At 41.3% G+C, this 19374-nt stretch carries 17 protein-coding genes and 1 pseudogene; 13 read left to right on the forward strand and 5 right to left on the reverse strand.

The features are described 5' to 3' along the window. Positions 1-257 (forward strand): NUDIX domain-containing protein (locus AMS66_RS34545; RefSeq protein WP_330219312.1); only part of this gene is annotated, 257 nt, incomplete at its 5' end. Positions 258-844: 587 nt separating this feature from the next. Here the strand turns inward: AMS66_RS34545 and map are convergent. Further along, a complete protein-coding gene (gene map, locus AMS66_RS12555) occupies positions 845-1591 on the reverse strand; it encodes a type I methionyl aminopeptidase (protein WP_053781129.1) in 747 nt (248 codons plus the stop codon). A 7-nt stretch (positions 1592-1598) separates the two neighbouring features. After that, entirely contained in the window at positions 1599-2183 is a 585-nt protein-coding gene (locus tag AMS66_RS12560; protein ID WP_053781130.1) for a TetR/AcrR family transcriptional regulator, read from the reverse strand. A 532-nt stretch (positions 2184-2715) separates the two neighbouring features. On the opposite strand from AMS66_RS12560, the gene AMS66_RS12565 reads away from it, so the two are divergent. The 7 genes and pseudogenes from AMS66_RS12565 to AMS66_RS12595 all read left to right on the forward strand — a co-directional run. Beyond that, complete coding sequence (locus AMS66_RS12565) at positions 2716-4149, forward strand: MFS transporter (protein WP_053781146.1); 1434 nt, start codon at positions 2716-2718, stop codon at positions 4147-4149. Positions 4150-4219: 70 nt separating this feature from the next. Then, positions 4220-5464: a macrolide family glycosyltransferase gene (locus AMS66_RS12570; RefSeq protein WP_053781131.1), complete on the forward strand. Its 1245-nt coding sequence runs from the start codon at positions 4220-4222 to the stop codon at positions 5462-5464. A gap of 252 nt (positions 5465-5716) precedes the next feature. Further along, positions 5717-6559, forward strand: coding sequence for a DMT family transporter (locus tag AMS66_RS12575; protein WP_330219313.1), 843 nt, complete (start codon positions 5717-5719; stop codon positions 6557-6559). Positions 6560-6602: 43 nt separating this feature from the next. Beyond that, positions 6603-7286: a class I SAM-dependent methyltransferase gene (locus tag AMS66_RS12580; protein ID WP_053781133.1), complete on the forward strand. Its 684-nt coding sequence runs from the start codon at positions 6603-6605 to the stop codon at positions 7284-7286. Positions 7287-7802: 516 nt separating this feature from the next. Beyond that, positions 7803-8375 carry a TetR/AcrR family transcriptional regulator gene (locus tag AMS66_RS12585; protein WP_053781147.1) on the forward strand — a complete coding sequence of 191 codons (573 nt, stop codon included), beginning with the start codon at positions 7803-7805 and terminating at the stop codon, positions 8373-8375. 211 nt (positions 8376-8586) lie between these two features. Beyond that, positions 8587-9753: an MFS transporter gene (locus tag AMS66_RS12590; protein WP_053781134.1), complete on the forward strand. Its 1167-nt coding sequence runs from the start codon at positions 8587-8589 to the stop codon at positions 9751-9753. Between the two features lie 404 nt (positions 9754-10157). After that, positions 10158-10661: pseudogene (locus AMS66_RS12595) on the forward strand (hypothetical protein); the annotation flags it as partial. A gap of 380 nt (positions 10662-11041) precedes the next feature. On the opposite strand, the gene AMS66_RS12600 reads toward AMS66_RS12595, so the two are convergent. After that, complete coding sequence (locus tag AMS66_RS12600; protein WP_053781136.1) at positions 11042-12556, reverse strand: DHA2 family efflux MFS transporter permease subunit; 1515 nt, start codon at positions 12554-12556, stop codon at positions 11042-11044. A 76-nt stretch (positions 12557-12632) separates the two neighbouring features. Next, entirely contained in the window at positions 12633-13247 is a 615-nt protein-coding gene (locus tag AMS66_RS12605; protein WP_053781137.1) for a TetR/AcrR family transcriptional regulator, read from the reverse strand. A 559-nt stretch (positions 13248-13806) separates the two neighbouring features. Here AMS66_RS12605 and AMS66_RS12610 point away from each other — a divergent pair. The 5 genes from AMS66_RS12610 to AMS66_RS12630 are packed head-to-tail and all read left to right on the forward strand — an operon-like array spanning position 13807 to position 17641. Further along, positions 13807-14502, forward strand: a complete 696-nt coding sequence (locus AMS66_RS12610) for a hypothetical protein (RefSeq protein ID WP_144424480.1) — start codon at positions 13807-13809, stop codon at positions 14500-14502. 48 nt (positions 14503-14550) lie between these two features. Beyond that, complete coding sequence (locus AMS66_RS12615; RefSeq protein WP_082350665.1) at positions 14551-15264, forward strand: cytochrome c biogenesis CcdA family protein; 714 nt, start codon at positions 14551-14553, stop codon at positions 15262-15264. Between the two features lie 21 nt (positions 15265-15285). Beyond that, positions 15286-15864 carry a peroxiredoxin family protein gene (locus tag AMS66_RS12620; protein WP_053781139.1) on the forward strand — a complete coding sequence of 193 codons (579 nt, stop codon included), beginning with the start codon at positions 15286-15288 and terminating at the stop codon, positions 15862-15864. A gap of 21 nt (positions 15865-15885) precedes the next feature. Next, positions 15886-16581 (forward strand): response regulator transcription factor, encoded by a 696-nt coding sequence (locus tag AMS66_RS12625; RefSeq protein WP_053781140.1) that lies wholly within the window; start codon positions 15886-15888, stop codon positions 16579-16581. After that, positions 16562-17641 carry a sensor histidine kinase gene (locus tag AMS66_RS12630; protein ID WP_236703365.1) on the forward strand — a complete coding sequence of 360 codons (1080 nt, stop codon included), beginning with the start codon at positions 16562-16564 and terminating at the stop codon, positions 17639-17641. The genes AMS66_RS12625 and AMS66_RS12630 overlap by 20 nt, the downstream gene beginning before the upstream one ends. A 1240-nt stretch (positions 17642-18881) precedes the next feature. On the opposite strand, the gene AMS66_RS12640 is transcribed toward AMS66_RS12630, so the two are convergent. Next, positions 18882-19247 carry a helix-turn-helix domain-containing protein gene (locus AMS66_RS12640; RefSeq protein ID WP_236703367.1) on the reverse strand — a complete coding sequence of 122 codons (366 nt, stop codon included), beginning with the start codon at positions 19245-19247 and terminating at the stop codon, positions 18882-18884. Between the last annotated feature and the right edge of the window lie 127 nt (positions 19248-19374).

A 19374-nucleotide genomic window follows, 5' to 3' on the forward strand; every position in this document is an offset into this window, starting at 1 on the left:
AATTTATCTTATTTGGAGGTTGTAAAATGGCGTTTCCGACTCATATTGTATCTGCAGGTGGAATTGTAGAAGATGGAAATGGAAATATCCTTTTAGTAAAAGCCCATGACGATGGATGGGTGTATCCTGGTGGGATAACTGAAGTGGGAGAAAACCTGATTGACGGTGTGATTCGTGAAATCAAAGAGGAAAGTGGAATAGACGTCACGGTTAGCCATTTAATTAGTGTTGTTTCGAATACAGCAATCCATAAGTGATATGACGGTGTGACTGATGTCCCTACGAAGGTCATGTTTGATTTCGTGTGTAAAGCCGTGGGTGGAGAGTTAGCTACTTCTAATGAAACGAGCGAATGCAGGTGGGTTCCAAAGGGAAATGTTCTGGATTTAATTACTTTACCTGGAATCCGCATGCGTTATGAAGCTTATTTGAACTTTAACGGCTCTGTGAATTATTTGGAGTATGTCACTGCGTCAACGACAGAATTTAATGTTAAGCTTCAAAGGAGTGTTTAGTTGTACAAGGCAACGTGTATTGAACTAAAGTGAAACGATAGCTCAATAAAACCTAGAAAGCAACTGACCAACTTGATCAGTTGCGAGTCACTCGGCGTTTCCGAATTTGTTGCGCGGTTCACCTGAGATGAATTGTGCGCGCTGAATATGATCCATGTCCAAGCGGAAGCCTCATCACGATCTGTGGACACTCTGTCCGCGAACCTGCTTTGACTTGAAGATGGGAACGGGACCTCCCTTATTCATTCACCCTGTAACGAATAAAGAAAGATGCTATGCCGAATACGAAAAAAGAAGTCGACCATTTCGGTGGTCGGCTTCTAATTATTCTATTGCTCGGTCAGAATTTGTGGACCATCAGCCGTGATGGCGATCGTATGCTCGTATTGGGCGGCGAGCTTGTTGTCCATCGTTCGTGCGGTCCAGCCGTCCGGATCGATTGTCATGAAGTAGGTGCCTTCGGTGATCATAGGCTCAATCGTGAACACCATCCCTTCTTTGATTCGTAGGCCTTTTCCGGGCTTTCCGACATGCATATAAGTCGGCTCCTCATGCAGGTCGCGGCCGATACCATGGGCGAGAAGCTCACGCACGACGCCAAAGCCATGTGATTCCGCATGTCGCTGAATCGTGCTTGTCACATCGCCAAGTCGATTGCCGGGCTGCGCCTGCTCGATACCCAGGTCAAGACATTCCTTCGTGACGCGCATCAATTTCTCGGCCGTCGGAGAGATCTGCCCGACCGCATAGCTCCAGGCTGAATCGCCGAGCCAGCCGTCGAGCTCCGCGACAGTGTCGATCGTCACGATATCACCTTCCACAAGTGGCTTATTGTTAGGGAAGCCATGCGCGATCACGTCGTTAACGGATGCGCAGGTCGCATATGGATAGCCTTTGTAGCCCTTCTCGTATGGCTTGGCGCCGTGCTTCAAAATAATCTCCTCGAATATGCGCTCAATCTCGTTCGTTGTGATGCCCGGTTTGATGAGTGGGGCAATGATACGATGGCATTCAGCCACCACTTGGCATGCCTTGCGGATGGATTCGATTTCATGCTTGCTTTTTAAGATGATCATGTTCGTATCAGGACTCCTTCGTAATAGCTTGCATAGCGAGTAGGGCGATTCGATCGACGTCCAGGTCAGAATTGCCCGCATAGTAGTGCATCCCACAACAGCCGATCAGCACGGCAAGCATATGGTCGATACTGTCGTCTTCGCACTGGGCAATCGATTGGAGTGGAACGTACAGCCGTTCCGTAAATCGTTTCTTGGCGTGGTGTCGATCCTTCTCAGGCAAGCCTGTATAATGTTCCGCCGCCATTTTGTAGACGAGATATGCGCGGGCGTCTAACTGCCACAGCTGGAGCAGCGCTTTACAATACGTCAATAACTGCCTGTCACCCGTGGGGCTAGTACTGATGTTCGCCCATTTTACAATAACTTGTTCGCAACGCTCGAAGCCGCTTCCCAACACATCTTCTATTAATAAATGCCGGTTGGGATAATAATGGTATACTGTGCCGTAACCAAGCCCTGCCTCGCGGGCGACGTCCCGAATATCAAAGCTGCCGCCTGTACGAAAGTAGGAGCGAGCGGCAACATCCAGGATCTGTTCTCTGCGTTGTATACGTATGAGTTCATTTTGTTCTTTGGTACGGGGGCACATGGGCGTGAGAACCTCCTTATATAGACCTGCAAATTTGTCGATAAAAAAATAATAACGCATGGGGCGGATAAATGCAAAAGATAAGTTGGTGTTCGATGAAATGAAACACTGAAAAAACAAAGAACTAGACCGTAATAATAAAGTTGTAGACTGGGCTCTGGCTTTAGCTAACGGGGAAACAATTGCGCAATAAAACAAAGAAGACAGCCAATCAGCTTTATCGCAAGAAAGACATCACCGAATTTAACTACGGTGATGTCTTTCGTTTCGCGAATGTACTTGAGTGAAAATTTTTCCTTCAAATGGATATAGAAGTGTTGCTGCGCAACGCTACTTTTATTTATAACGATCGTATGCTTCGCAACCGGTTTAATTCCTTCGTGATGTTAAATCACACAAGCAAGAGTAAGAAGAGGACGATAATAGCTAGGCTCCTACTTTTTAAACATTTAACTTTACAAAGTAGACTGAACTATTGTATATTCGGGATGTAAAAGGTTTATATTTCCATAAAAACCATCTAGTAAAGGAGGTGTGGAAGACAAACAACAACCAGATTGGGATTTTTGATACTCAGTACAGGGCGCCTACAATTGGTATTGTGCTGGTTCTGGCAACCGTAGCTTTCGAGGGGCTGGCTATTACGACAATTGCCGCGAAAATGGCACAGAGCTTGCAGGGTATTCATTTATATGGTTGGATCTTCAGCTCATTTTTGTTATCTCAGCTTATTGGAACCTTGGTCATGGGTCAGCAGGTTGACAAGCGCGGCGTTTTCACATCCATGCTGGTGTCTTTTAGTGTTTTTGTGCTAGGAACTGTGGTCGCGGCTGTCTCTTTCGATATGCACATGCTTATTGCAGGTAGAGCCTTTCAAGGCTTTGGAGCGGGGGCCCTGATCACATGTGTTTATACCTGTGTGACGTTGCAATATCCGGATGCGCTTCGTACTCAAATCTTGGCCGCATTCTCCATGGCATTTGTCCTACCTTCCTTAATCGGGCCTTATCTGGCAGGCCTTATTGCTTCCTATATCTCGTGGCGATTTGTTTTCTGGATCGTTCTACCCTTGATTGGATTGGCATTGAGTCTCACATTCCGCTCTTTCCGTGATTTGCAGATTCGGCAAACTCTGGCAGGTCCAGCACCAACAGCCGACTCGAAGACTATTCATGCGATTCTGCTTGCCGTTGGAACGGGGCTGTTACTCACAGGACTTGGTATGATTACCGATTGGAAAGGAATAGTACTCACTTTGGGTGGATTATTCGTCATGATCCCACAAATGCGCAAACTGCTGCCTAAGGGTACTTTCTCGGTGAAAAAAGGATTGCCTGCTACTTTGGTTTCCAGAGGGCTGTATGTTGCTTGTTATTTTACAACGGAGAGTTTTGTGATCTTGGCACTAACCGAAGTGAAGGGGTTATCCGCAGACCTTGCTGGCCTCCTTGTAGCAGCAGGTTCTTTGAGCTGGTCCACCGCAGCGTGGTTGCAAGCCAAGCTTGATGTACGAGATCAAGGTCGTGCCCAAAAGGGTAGAGTCATGACGGGAATCGGGATTATGATCGCTGGAACTATACTTGTGATCCTAGCCCTTATCTTGTCGAACGGTGGAATTATACTCATCCTTCTCTCACAAATGATTACAGGGTTCGGTGTTGGATTGGCCAACCCTACAACTGCAGCCATTGCTTTACAACATGCCTTGCCTAGGAAAGAAGGAGAAATGTCCGCGAATCTGCAATTTGTGGATTCTTTCTATATGGGAGTAAGCATTGGAGTTGGTGGTGCTCTGATCGCCTTGTCGGAAACTTTACAATGGGGTATATCGATAGGCGTTTTGATAGTGTTAACACTCCAATTACTATTGGTCTTATTAAGTTTCTTGGCATCCTTACGAATTACCCAACTCGTTCATCAAGAACATCATCCGATCAGCCAGGTGAAGGAGAACATTCCCATGTAACGGATGACGGTCGCATCGTTAAATACATCACGAAGAACGGGGGGACAAATTACATTGGGAGGTGGATAAGATGGCACGTGTATTAGTAGTCATTACTCCAGCTGAAGGACATGTGAATCCGTCGTTAGGATTAGTTACTCAGTTGACGAACAATGGTGAGGAAGTCATCTATGTGTGCACGGAGGAGTACCGTTCCCGAATTGAACAAACCGGCGCCCAGATACTTACCTATCCATTTCCGCAAGATGCCTTCTCTCATGATCCAGTGTTGAAACCCCAGGAGTACAAGCATTCTTATCAGTTCATTCATATGATGGTAAGCGGTATCATTCGGAGGATAATCCCGGATGTGCTTCGAGTGATAGAAAATCAAAAGTTCGATTATATGATCTTTGATTCCCTGATGGGCTGGGGAGGGACTATTCTTGCAGAAAAACTGGGAATTCCCGCGGTGTGTTCGATTGCCTCCTTTGCTTTTGTGGAGCCTCTGGGGTCTGACTCAGGCTTGAATGAGAAGGAGACGAAGGAACTTTATGAGGCTACGATGAATATAACACGTGAGTTAGCCGAAGAGTTTCATGTGAGTATTCCAGCCATGGAAGAGATTCCGGCACATGCAGGTCAGTTAAAGTTCGTGTATACAAGCCATTATTTTCAGCCGCAGGCAGAAAAGTTGGACGATAGTTTTATTTTCACTGGTCCTTCAATCATACCGCGTCAAGATGCCCCGACCTTCTCGTTCGAGATGCTTCGTGAACGTTACCCGCAAACTGTTTACATTGCCATGGGTACTATCTTAAATAAAAACTTGGATTTCTATCAGCTTTGCTTTGAAGCATTAGGGGATCTGCCAGTAAATGTTGTTTTATCTTCAGGAAGATACACGGATATGGAGCCGCTGGCTGATCAAATCCCTCATAATTTTATCGTCAAGCCATACATTGCACAGTTGGACATGCTGCAGCATACGGATGTTTTTATTACACATGCTGGAATGAACAGTACGAGTGAGGCGCTCTATTACAACGTTCCGATGGTGATGATTCCATTAACATCGGATCAGCCTCTTGTCGCCAATCGGGTAGAAGAGTTAGGAGCGGGTATTACTTTAAATAAACATAATCTCAGTGCCACTGATTTGAGAGAGGCATTAGCAGAAGTACTGAACAATTCGTTTTATAAACGGCAAGCTTTCCTCATCGGTGAATCTTTACGGCATGCTGGCGGTTACCAGCGGGCGGCCGAAATGATTATGAGTCATATGGCTTCAGCTAAATGTGGAAGGACTAACCTTGGACCCATAGAAAGTCGCTAATTTAGCGGCTTTTTTTGATTTAAGGGATCAAGTTCTTGTCCCGAGTAGTAAGGGATTTTGTGTCATTGCTGTCTGATTTACAGATGAACTTAATGAGAAAGGGGCAAAGGTCTGCAGAGTGATGCTCTAGGTTATTTTTGATACGCTAAAATTAAGGGGGAGACCCATTCGTCTCTCGTCAGGTTTGCCGCTAAATCATATCCATAAGCAGTTATTCTATTATGCAGCTCGTACTTTATTTTTAGTGGAGTAATAAATGGAGTTTGGTTCGCATTATTCTCATCTTTGGTATTTAGCGTGATGAACGTTCTTGTAAAAGAGGTTAGTGCTACGATTCCACCAGCAGAGATTGCATTTTTCCGAGGGCTGATTGGAACCATCCTAATCCTTGTGTTGATGCGTTTCAGGCAGATTTCGCTTTCCAGAACAGGAATTCCCATGCTCGCATTAAGAGGTGTTCTGGGTGGATTGTACATGCTTGCCTATTTTTTTACGTTATCCAAGATTCCATTAACGGATGCCAGCATACTCGCGCAGATGTCTCCCGTATTTGTGATTTTGCTATCCGTTATCTTTCTAAAAGAGAGGCTCCCACGCAGAACTATTGGCATACTGCCCTTTATTTTTCTGGGTGCAATACTCCTGATCAAGCCTCATGAGTACACCAGTTATTCAATCTATGCTTGGGTAGGAATATGCAGTGCTGTCTTTTCGGCAGCAGCCGGAGTCTCCATTCGTTATTTGAGCAAAACGCACCCGTCCTATGAAATTGTTTTCTATTTTGTCGCTACATCCGCGTTGGTGGCGTTGCCATTGATGGGGCAGCAATTTGTCATGCCTAATGTGATGCAATCGATGTACTTGCTGGCCATCGGGGTGGTTTCACTGCTAGGACAAGTGTTCCTGACTCGCGCATTTACACATGAGAGCGCCATCGTGGTTCAAGTTGTCAGTTATTTCGGTCTTGTCCTGAATGGATGGTTTGGTTTTATGTTTTGGCAGGAGATTCCGGATATGCTGACCGTAATTGGTGGCGTGATTATTGTTGCGGGTTGTATTGCTTTATCAAGTCGAAGGGGTTCAACTAAAGCATGATAAATTTGTGGCCTATGGATCTCAAATGAAGGAGGTTATACGTTTGAACGAACAAACGCTATACGACATGTGGTGGCATCATCCGGGTGAAGGAGATCAGGGAATGGAGGATGATCATATTCCACACTGGAAAAGAGTGCTTAACTTCATTCCGGAGGAGAATCTGGAGGATTGCAGTGTCCTTGATTTTGGCTGTAACCAGGGAGGGTTTCTAAGACTTTTATATGAGATGCGACCTTTCAAGGAAGGCATTGGAACAGATCTGGCACGCAAGTCAATACAAATTGCGAAGGAGCGCAAGGGAGAACTGCCACTTGAATTCCATGCTACGGGACAGCCTGAACAGTTTGTTCAGCGGTTTGATTTTGCTTATAGTCTGGCCGTATTGTATTTGATTCCGGATCTGGACGAACATGCCTTGAAGATCAAAACCTGCCTCAAACCTGGCGGTGTGTATTATGCAACCTTTGCCGATTACGCTAGCAATCCCAGTTTGCCCGAAATACGAGAGCGTATTAATGGGCATGCTGTAATTCCAATGCAAGATCACACACTGGATACCATATCCCAAGCCTTTATGCAGACGGGATTTCAAGTGAGCGTGCGCCGCATGTTACCACCCGGATTTGTCGATTTATCTCATGGGAAAAAGTGGTACAACCAGGTAGCAGATCAATTGCTGTTTGCGTATGAACAATCCTACTTATTCCGGTTTGTAGCTCCATAGGTATAATGATCAAACAAGAAATTTCCATGTATAATTACGATTGTTCCTCAAGCTTGAGGATATAAAACATGAAAAGAAACAAAACGACGCAAAGGATTATCGCTGAATTTCAGAGATGATCCTTTGTTGTTTAGCTTTATTGAGCCTGCAAAAAGAAATTCAGTGAATTCGTTTTATACTACAACGACAATATAGAGGAGGGATTCCGTTTTAGCAGTAGTTTGATTTTGCGTGTTTTGATTTTGTCCAGATGCAGCCCCACATCCCGCAACTAAAGTAAGCAAACCTACAAAAAACCAATTTTAATACAAAGTCGTTAAAATAGCGGTTTTTTTATTGTGCCGGATCATATTCGTGTTCCGAGCTGAGGACAAGAAGAACTTACTCTGCTTCATCATTGTCTTTCGTTAGATTTACATTGTATTAAAGTAACGTCTTACTTCATATCAGTTACAATGCGAATGCAAATGTCAGTAGTTTATTGACATTGATCGATCGTTCGATTATATTTTGATTATGAAAACTAAATCCGAAAACAAAGTGAATCTTATTTATCAGGCAACGATCGAACTTCTGAATGAAAGTGGCCTTTCTGAAATATCCATCTCAAAAATTGCTAAAAGGGCGAAAATCTCTTCTTCGATCATTTATTTTTATTTTGAAAGCAAAGAGGATATGCTGATCAAATTGTATTTTCTGCTCAAAGATCAAATGCACCAGCTCATGTTTCAGGGTGTAACAGAGAGTACACCCGTAAAAGTGGGGTTTGAGAATATTCTGCGAAATTATTCAAATTATATCTTGAATCATAAGGACAGCTTCTTGTTAATGGAACAGTTTATCGACTCACCTTTTATACGTCAGAAATGTAAGGATCAAAATGGTGGTGTGTTTAAGCCGATGTATCCTTTGTTTGAAAGGGGAATTAAAGAAGGTTTATTTAAGGATCTGGAAACGAATCTATTGGTTACTTACTCTTGTCTACCTTTTGTTGAAATGGGAAAAGAGTATTTAAATGGGGCGTATGAGTTGAGTCCAATAAACATTGAGAAAATGATTCAAATGAGCTGGGATGCTATTAAAGTGTAGTCAGCTCTTTTTTTGATTTGAATTGATCGATCGTTCAATTAATTTTTTGGAGTATTTTGATCGATCGTTCGATAAACTTAAGGGGGTGATTTTCATTTTTTTTGCAATCAAAATTTCAAAGCATGGATTCCCATAGGGTGAGAAGTAATCCAAAAGAAGAAAGTGTGTTATTTCAAATAATAAAACAATAGATTAGGGGATCAATTCTTCCATGAAGAACTACAAATGGATTATTTACTTGCTTGCATTAGGCGCAACCGTGGTTGGTACAGCCGAATCAATTATTACAGGTATTCTGGACATGGTTGCCACTGATATAAATGTCTCTATTGGCTTGGCTGGACAATTGGTTGCGATGTATTCTATAGCTTACGCGGTAGGAACGCCAATTTTAATCGCGATCACTTCAAAAATAGATCGAAAAAAGCTGCTGTTTATAGCACTTCTTATCTTCATTATTGGTAATGTCATTGCTGTCCTTAGCCCTAACTTTACGATATTGATGATATCCCGTGCTATTTTGGGTGTGAGCGCCGGGGTATTCGCGGTAGTGGCTTTGGGGATTGCAGCACAAATTGCTCCTCCAGAGAAAAGAGGAAGTGCGATTGGCACGATCTTGATGGGTACGAGTCTTGCGCTCGTTGTCGGCCTTCCTTTAGGAACCTTAATCGGTGAATATATAGGGTGGCGCTGGATCTTCGCAATTCTTGGGATTATCACGTTCATTCCTATTATTGCGATTGTAAAAGCGATACCTAAAATGTCTGGACAAGAAACGATTCCTTTATCCAAGCAATTGGCTATTCTCAAAGATTTCAAAGTAATCAGCGGTTTATTAGCTTCCTTGTTCTTTATTACCGGTTACTCCGTTGTCTCCACATACATTGCGCCGTTACTACGGGAAAATGCTGGGCTCAATAGCAATACCATTAGTCTTGTCTTGCTTGGTATGGGTTTAATGGCTGTTGTTGGAGCACGTGTTGGAGGCTACGGCGCTGACAAATGGGGAATTGCCCCTACACTGATTGTCAGTCTGTTGATTCATGTTATTGCCTTGTTCTTCCTGCCGTTGGCTGCGGTTACTTTTGTAGGTGCCATGTTTATTCTTGCACTCTGGATGCTTGGAGCTTGGACAACTGCTCCTGCACAACAGTTCTATCTTGTAACTATAGCTCCTAAATCAACCGAAATTATACTGAGCTTGAACTCATCCGCCTTCCACCTTGGTGTTGCCCTGGGTGCAGCTTTGGGCGGAGTGGTTGTAGAGCAGTTAAGCTTGTCGTCGATCGGATGGATTGGTAGTTTAATCGTCATACTTGCGACTGTATTCGCAGTGATTTCTATTTTAATGGGAAAGAAAAAAAGTCGGAGTCTTTAATACGAGAAGGGCATTCACCATGAAAAATAGAGCAAAAGAGTATTAGGGTCATGGGAGTTGGAAGTATCCACCCTTGGGCCGGTGATCATTCCCTTATTTAATTTTGTAACTCATTTTTTCCTTTTTGGCATGAGTGATTTTGTATACTACATGCTTAGTTTGTATCATAAAGGATTAAAAACTATATTATGGAACTAAAAGAAACAAATGAATCTACGTATTATTCCGAAAGTGTCAGAGAAACAGACAGACCTGTTCTAGGATATGTTTCAGGAAAAAACTTCTCCATTATGATTGACTGTGGCAACTCCAAATCGCATTTCGATGCATTTATAAAGTGTCTGGATGATCAGGACCTGCCACGTCCCCAATATGCTTTGATCACCCACTAGCATTGGGATCATACATTTGGCATGCATGCGTTTGATGGAGAAACCATAATGTCATCAGCCACGAATGAAGTACTTCAACGATTGAAAATCTGGGAATGGGATGAAGAATCTGTTTTGAATCGCTTGGAGACAAAAGAAGAAATAGAATTTACCTATAATTGTATGAAAGAAGAATACGACACGTTTGATGATATTGTAGTTAGTACTGGCTCGATTATGTTTGAGAATTCTTTAACGCTGGACTTGGGGGGGACCATTTGCCAGATGCTAAAGGTAGGCGGACCCCATGAGGAAGATTCTTGTGTTGTATATTTAAAAGAAGACGGAAATTTATTTGCAGGTGATGCACATAGTGGAGATTACTATCATGGGGAAGGCAAGATTGATCCCATTAAAATGAGAGCATATGTTGAATTTTTAAAAGAGCTTTCTTTTACTACCTATGTTCCAGGGCATGATGCCCCGATGAGTAAGGAACAAATTATTCAGGTGTTAAGCCGTTTTTGTGATATGTAGTACAGTACCTTTCGCACGGCAATTAAACGTACGCTTCAGATGGAAAAGACGCTCAAGATTCGCTCTTGGAGCGTCTTTAGTCTGATATATAATCTACTGAAATTTAATTGTTTCCTGTTCTTATATCCAACCCAATATCCCAATCGTGGGACTATAAGGATTAAGGAGGCCTTCTTTCTTTTGAAGAAGTGGTGTTACATAAGTTTCGAAGCTCTTCTTGATTAACGGGCAGGTTAGTTTGGAAGATTACATAAGAAGCCCCTCTCGAAAAATGACCGAGAGGGGCTTGCTTGAGCGAGAGCATGGACGTGTTAAAAAGCGGCTCCTTGCTCTGATAAAGCGAGAAATTATCTTTTAACGAATAACCGGGATGCTTTTCATTAATTTACCGCGGGTTTTGTTTCAGTCTTACCTTGTTGATTTTTTGACGTCTCGAAACGTTCATCACTTACTTCCGCATGTTTAATGAAGAAAACTAATATTAATGCGACAATATTAATGCCAAGTGCGATATAGAATGAATATTGGATTCCGGCTAATAACGCTTCTTGGGTTAATAAAGCTTTATTGGCTGCTGTCAGAGTTGTTGGATCAACACCAGTCATTAAATCTTCAGCTTTTGTTTTTGTCACAGAATTCATAATCGTAATCAGAATAGCCGTACCAATTGAACCGGACACTTGCTGAGCTGTATTGTTAACAGCCGTACCATGTGGATTTAAGCGTGTTGGCAATTGATTAAGACCGTTTGTCATAATAGGCATCATCACCATTGCCATACCAAACATACGCAGAGTGTATACAAGGATAATATAGGCGTGACTAGAGTCGATTTGCAGGTTTGCCAACATGTACGTTGAGATAGCTGTAATCGTAAGCCCGATTACGCCAAGAACACGTGGGCCGTATTTATCAAATAGTCTACCTGTAATAGGTGACATAATCCCCATGATTATTGCACCAGGCAACATCATTAAACCTGAATCAAGTGGTGTAATACCTCTTACGTTTTGTACGTATGCCGGTGTTAAAATCATTCCGGAAAACATCGCCACTGCGTTTACAATCGCAATAACAGAGCCAAGGGCAAACATGGGATACTTATAAACCCGTAAATCTAATAATGGTGTATCCATTTTTAATTGACGCACAACGAAGGCGATCAGAGCAATAGCTCCAACGATTAAAGTGATTAAGACAACTTGATCTGTCCAGCCATCTGAACTTGCAGAGCTGAACCCATATAACAAACCACCAAAACCGATCGAAGATAATATGATTGAAAAATAGTCCAGTGTTGCATTTTTGTTTTGCTGCATTACATTTTTGGATTTCCAAATTCCTAGCAGTAAACTAATGACGGCTAATGGTAAAATCATTTCGAAAAGTAAACGCCAGTCATAATATTCTACAATGAAACCTGATAATGTCGGCCCGATTGCAGGGGCGGTAATCATAACTAATCCGAAAATACCCATTGCTGTTCCGCGTTTTTCTCGGGGGAAACTTACCAGCATAATATTCATTAACAGAGGTCCCATTACTGAGGAGCCTGCTGCTTGAACCATTCTTCCTGTAAGTAATAAACTAAAATTTGGTGCAACTGCTGCTATGGCTGTACCTAAAGTGAAAATAGCCATGGAGGTAATAAATAAACTTCTATTGGAGAAACGTGTTAATAAAAATGCTGACGCCGGAATTAATATACCACTGACAAGCATATAGCCAGTAGAAAGCCACTGAATCGTGGAATAGTCTTTAATGTTTAAATCCACCATGATGGATGGCAACGCTACATTTAAGAGCGAGTTATTTAGAAATGAAACAAATGCACCAATAAAAAGAATCGCAATCATTAAATAGGGTGGTTTTTTTTCTTGTAAAGCTGAATCCATATATTTGTTTTCTCCTTTTTCGCACTTCATTTAATCGCTTAGGTCGTTTAAATATTTTTGTATAAACATCTGTTTATTAAATTTTTTTAAATCCTCTTTTTAACAAATCCATTTGCTCACCATAATTTTTTAACGCTTCTTCATACGACAAATCCTTTACGAATACTTGAATAAGGTTATCAAAAGTTACGGCAATAATGATTTTTAGAATATGCTGCAGTTCCCGTTCCCCTTGTATATTTAAATTTTCCGTATTCATTAAGCTAATAATAGGTAAAAGCTGATTTTTTAGATTTTCTTCATACAAATTATTCGTAAATGTTTTTTCCGTTTTATAATTCATATTTAAAAAGACATTTCTGAAAAAGTTTTTGTGTTCTTGATTTGTGTGATTCTGAATCATAAATTGAAATGAAACGATAAAAGCTTCAAAGATATCTCCATTTTTCTCCTTTAAAGCCGCGATAAATCGTTCATTATTTTTCTGTGAAGACTGGTTCAACAGATAATAATATAGATCCTCTTTTTCCTCGAAGTATTGATAAAAACTTCCTCTGGAGATTCCCGCGTCTTTGATAATATTAGCGATGGATGCTTCGTGTAATGGAACTCGAGAAAATTCCCTTTTGGCACATTGAATTAAAGTGTCCTGTTTATCCTTAGATAAGTGAAAAAATGTTTTTTTTGGCAAATATAAACCTCCAATCTTAATAAGTGACACTGTGTCATAATGGCTGGTTAGTGAATTATATATGACACCGTGTCACACGTCAACAATAATAATGACACCATGTCATAATGAGAAAAGACGACAGATTTTATTTATGGGGGAACACGAGATGGGCTAAGTCTTACTTCTATTGCTGAGCGTTCTGTGTAGCGATCTCACAGTAATCCAGGGACCTTCCTCACAGTCACGGCTTATCAAAGAAAGGAGTTTGCATGTCAATGAAAATGCGAACGGTTTGCTACGTTGCTTTCTTTTGTAGATCAGTCATGCGAGCTCCTCGTTTTTTTTAAACAGTACTTTGTAAAGAACAATGATGTGTAATGCCCTCGAAAAACGATTGAAACTAAACTATATAACTTTTATTTATCATACTGTATGAAGCTTCACAATCAACTAAATTCATATAAAGAACATAAACCTACTGATAGGCTAGATGCCTAATAGTAGGTTTATTCTAGTTAAACGAATCTTAACAATTAGGCTGTAGAGTAGAAAGTAATTGTAAAGAAGGGGAGGAAACATGATGCAAGAAGCTATCGTTTGGGGGCCGCTGATAATTAAATACAATTGGATCGCGATGGCGTTCTCTGCACTTGCAGCTTATATAGCCATGAAATATTGGTTGAAGGGAAAGAGCGATTTTAGCAAGCCTATTCTAAATGATATAACCAATGTACTTTTATGGGCATTCTTGATCTGGAAGTTTAGTGTGATTATTTTTAATCCCGTCACGGTTTTGAATAATCCGTACTACATTCTTTATTTTACCGGGGGTGAGCGTGGGATCTTGCTATCGGCGATTGTAGTTCTTATCTTCTTATCTATTCAAAGTAGCAAGCGCAGAATTACCTTTTGGGTGTATACGACAGTATTGGCGGTAGGCTTATTATCTTATATAATGTTCTATTCTATGTTCCAGCTCATCTTTAACAATCCGACAACATCATCATTTCTGTTTGATCTGAGTCAAATTGTTTTGGCAATCGTACTATTGGTTTGGATGTATTGCAGAAAAAAGGGCTTTGAAAAGCCACAAGAAATCAATCAACTTATTCTTTGGTTCAGCATCGGACAGATTTTAAGTTACTTTTTTAAAAGCTTTTCTGTAGTAGTGTTCTTAGGATTATCTAGTGAGCAGCTTGTTTTTTTGGCTGTTGCTCTATGCTGTTTGATTATTCACAACTTTATAAAAAAAGAGAGCTTTAATGAATCTTAACAATCCTGCGTTATGGTTGTTAGGTATACTTTGCTGGAGGAATTACAAATGGACAATATTTCAATTTTATTTGCTTTAGCGGCAGGGGCGCTATCCTTTTTTTCACCCTGTATTTTTCCGCTTTTGCCTGCTTATCTTGCTAATCTTACAGGCTCTTATGGGAGTGGAGAGAAAACAAGTGTTTCAAATAGAACACTGATGATTCGTTCCACTCTCTTTATCCTTGGTTTTACTGTGGTTTTCCTGCTTATGGGTGCTTCCGCAAGTATGATTGGACAAATCTTCGCTGCGAATCGAGGGTTGCTAGAAAAGATTAGTGGACTACTCATTATTATATTCGGCCTACAGATTGCAGGGATTTTAAATCTTCGTTTTCTCATGTTTCAAAAACAGCGGGAAACCAAAGCTCCAAAGAACGGAAGCGGGTGGAATTCATTTGTCGTGGGAGTTGCTTTTGGAACGGGTTGGACACCTTGCGTCGGTCTGGCTTTATCTTCAATTTTGCTGTTGGCCGGATCTTCTGAAACGATGTACAATGGAATCTTTTTATTGTTGTTTTATTCGTTGGGTTTAGGAGTTCCTTTTTTATTGATATCAATCTTGATTACGAAATCTAAGGGTATCATGAGAAAAATAAATAAATGGTTACCGCGTTTGGCTCTGCTGAACGGATGGATTTTGATCGCGATGGGCTTGCTTTTATTTTCGGGCCAATTGCAAAAGTTAAGTGCATGGCTTGCTTCCTTCGCGCCAATGTTCTAATAAGAGAGGATGATCTTTCCTATGAAAAAAAATATTATCGTCATTGTTATCCTGCTCGGTTTAGTTGGGTGGGGAATTTACGATACAAGTAAGAAAAATGATGAACGTCAAGCAAGCTTGGCTAGTAGCGAACAAGCAATGGAGGGAATAGATGACTCCTCACTGAGTATTGGTATTAACCAAGGGAACATTGCACCAGACTTTGAGTTAAATAGTCTGGATGGTAAAAGTTTTAAGCTTTCTGATTTTAGAGGACAAAAGGTAATCGTCAATATGTGGGCAACCTGGTGCCCGCCGTGTAGAGCAGAAATGCCGGATATGCAAAAATTTTATGATAAGTATAAAGATGAAAATACCTCAGTAATTGCTATAAATATGACAACTTCAGAGAAAAGTGTAGATAGAATTCCAGAGTTTTTAGATGAATTTGGGATTACATTCCCAGTTTTATTGGATAAGCAAAATAAAATAGGGGAAATATACCAAGTTTATGCGCTTCCTACGAGCTATATCATTGATTCGCAGGGCATTATTCAGCAAAAAGTTACAGGTCCAATGAATTATGAAATGATGGAAAAACTAGTTAAAGAAATACGCTAAGTAAATTTGGAGGTATTGGGAATGACAATAGAGGGAACCGGGATTTTAGTAGTAGAAGATGATGTGAAAATTCGAAAGCTGATCGTCTTGTACCTGGAAAAGGAAGGGTATGAAGTATATGAGGCTGGAGATGGGGAGGAAGCTCTAGATGCCTTTAAAAAATATGACCCTTGCCTTGTTATTCTGGATTTAATGCTTCCGAAAATAAGTGGTGAAGAAGTCTGTAAGAGTATTCGAGCAGATTTGAAAGAAGAAATTCCTATTATTATGTTAACAGCTAAAGTAGAGGAACATAGCCGGATCGAAGGATTAAAATCGGGAGCCGATGATTATGTAACGAAACCGTTTAGTCCGGGTGAACTGGTTGCACGGGTAGAATCCATTCTGCGGAGGACGGGCCAGCGGTGTAGCAAACTTACGTACCGCGGAGTAACCATCAAACAGTTACGGGGTGAAGTACACTATAAAGGGGAAACCATTCAACTCACACAGCATGAGTTCCGTCTTTTGTATTTTCTAATGGTGCATCCCAATCAAATTCTAACTAGGGAACAGATCATTGATGAACTGTATCCCAATAATGAAAAGGCAGTAACAGAAAGGTCGATCGATGTTCATATAGGTAGATTGAGAGAAAAACTGATGTGGGATGGGGACAACGAACTAATCGAAACTATTCGAGGAATGGGGTATCGCTTTGTTGCTTTTCAAAAATAATCCATTACGAATCAACATCATGTGGAAATTTACACTGATCAATGTCGCGGTCATTGGTATTGCCATTTGGCTCGCAGGAGTTTCGGTAAAAGACTATGCTTGTCTGTTGTTTGCTAATTCCCCGTCTGTGACTCCAGAAGAAAGCGCCATTTTCACTCAAACGATGCAGACTTTTTTAATTAAAGCAAGTCTGACGGCTGTGTTGATTGCAGCGTTCATCCACTACTTTTTAGTAAAAAAGTTGATTCTTCCTCTCAAGGAATTGGGTCATGCAACGCGACAAATGGCTCAAGGGGAAATGCCAAACCCCTTATCAATTCGTGTTCACGATGAAATTGGTCTGTTAACGGCTGACTTTAATCAATTGAGCATGAAATTGAAACGGGTAGAGGATTTAAGAAAAAAAATGCTGTCTGATATCTCACATGAACTGCGGACCCCATTAACGAATATAAACGGATATTTGGAAGCTTTAAGCACAGGCGTTATTCCGGGCAATAAAGAGCTATTCGAATCCATTCATGAAGAATCGATACGCATTACCCGTTTAGTTGAGCAGTTACACCAATTGAATGTGTGGCAAGGAAAGAAGATTTCTAATGAGAATAAGATGAATGTACTCTCTATAGAAAAGCTGATTGAATCCTGTATGGATCACTTTTCATTGGAGTTCAAGAATAGAGGGGTCATTATTGATCTCAAGACTGAAGCAGCGAAAGTAGTAGGAGATGAAGATGGGTTAAAACAGGTGCTTCATAATCTTCTGACCAATGTACTGCAATATGATCAGGGTGGATGGGTTGAGATTACAGGGAAGCGGAAGGAGTCAAACTACCAAATAATCGTCAAGAATTTAGGCCAGCCGATTCCTGAAGAACATGAATCTCTAATATTCGAGAGATTCTATCGGGTAGATTCATCCCGCAGTAGGGATTCAGGAGGATCAGGATTAGGGTTATCTTTAGTGAAGGAAATTATTGAGCAGCAGGGTGGAAAAGCAGGGTTGCGATCAAAAGGGAATGAGCACTCCTTTTGGTTTCATATACCTTTAAAAAAATAATACCAATATTATTGAACTATATCCTTTGTAGAGGACATTTTAAAAAAAGCTAGGCAACTTGAATGAGATGCAGTCTATATTTTGAGCCAGTGTCGTTTTGGGATACCACTTCTCCATGATTCTGCCGTAAGTCCAGCCTTTGTTGACGTGTAAGCGTATGCCCTCGACCTTAATCTCATATAAATACTTTTTACTGTCCTCTTTTCACTGGCATTAAAATGCATCCCTTAGATTTCATCGGATAAATCAGGTTTTTTTTCCAATGTCTATTCTAAGGGATGCACTTCACTTTAAAGTCGCTATTTTAGCGGCTTTTTTTATTTTATCGGTACAAGTTCGTGTCCCGAGCCAAGGACAAGAACATGTTCCGATACGCTCAATACGCTAAACTCTAACTTCGGGGCTGAGAAAATCCAAGATGTAACAGGTGAGGTAACCCAGAATGTCCTGGATGCAAATTACAATGTAACAAAGGTAACCAATTCAGATGGGACATCTGCTCAACAGACGGCCGATAGTAAAGGAAATGTTCTGACTCAAACGGATGGGGTTAAAATGTTACGAAGTATACCTATGATGATCTGAACCACGTGCTTCCTAAACAAAATATCACCTATTATACGTATACTGCCGCAGGTGATTTGGAAACTATCGCTGATGCAAAGTAAAAGAACGCTTGCGGTAGGGAAAATGATTCAGGAGATATTGCTTCGAACCCGCGCTGCCCTTTATTTTACATGTTGTGGATTCTGAGGAAACAGCTAGGGAGGGGATGGATAAACGCCAATATTATGTAGCGGTATTACTTGATCCGAGCAGCGAATTGCTCTCTTTGGCAACTTCTTCGCCAATTCACCTAATGTGAAGATCATCGCCAACGAGGGTATGTGCACTCAAGCCTCGTCGGTAGTAACACAAGTATTGGGGCAAGCGCTAAAAATGATCAGCGCAGAACTGTCGCAACAGCTGCTTGGGCAGATTGGGGAGCAAAAGGAGCATATTTCGGTTGAGACGGCGAAGGCTTTAAAACGTTCAGGAGGAAATTGTGCATTCACCGGTGGGGAACAATGCGTCGGGGAATGCGCCAGCTATGTTGCCTCAGACCATTGGAATATGTGCAATTAAACCCGTCAACTGGCAGCGATACTCCGTTCACGCTCATGGGTTTTCTTTCGGCTGGAAGAAGCACACGTAATCCGAATACCGCCGAGAATTAGCCGAATTATTAATGAACAATCCCTTATTGAGAAGAAGCGAACTGGCGGGAGGTATTCCGGTATTCGGTTGGAGACAACCCTCTCTTAGCCGTAAATTGTTTGATGAAGTACGTGTCATACTCAAACCCGGTGGCACGTGCAATGTCGTTCAAGTTCATCCCTGTGTGGGTGAGAAGATCCGCCGCAACTTTCAAGCGGTGCGACAGCAAATATCCCATTGCTGTATATCCGCATCTTTCCTGAAACATCTTATTAAGTGATACTCGATTCAAGTGTGCGCATTTCGTTAAGTCTTCCAAGGTGGTTTTATTGGAATAATTGGTGTGTATATATTCCAGTACTAAATCAACAGGGGATTGTTCATTTTTGAGCTTCAAATTCTCAAGCACGCCCAATATCTGAATGAGATATTTTTTTATTCTACATACCCAGCTTGCATCGCTTTGAGCATAAACTTCTGTTCCAAGAACAAAAAACCATTCCAATAATTAAAGTGTACCCTTTGTAAAGGACATT

The sequence above is a fragment of the Paenibacillus xylanivorans genome (genome assembly GCF_001280595.1).
In the GTDB taxonomy this organism is placed as follows: Bacteria; Bacillota; Bacilli; order Paenibacillales; family Paenibacillaceae; genus Paenibacillus; species Paenibacillus xylanivorans.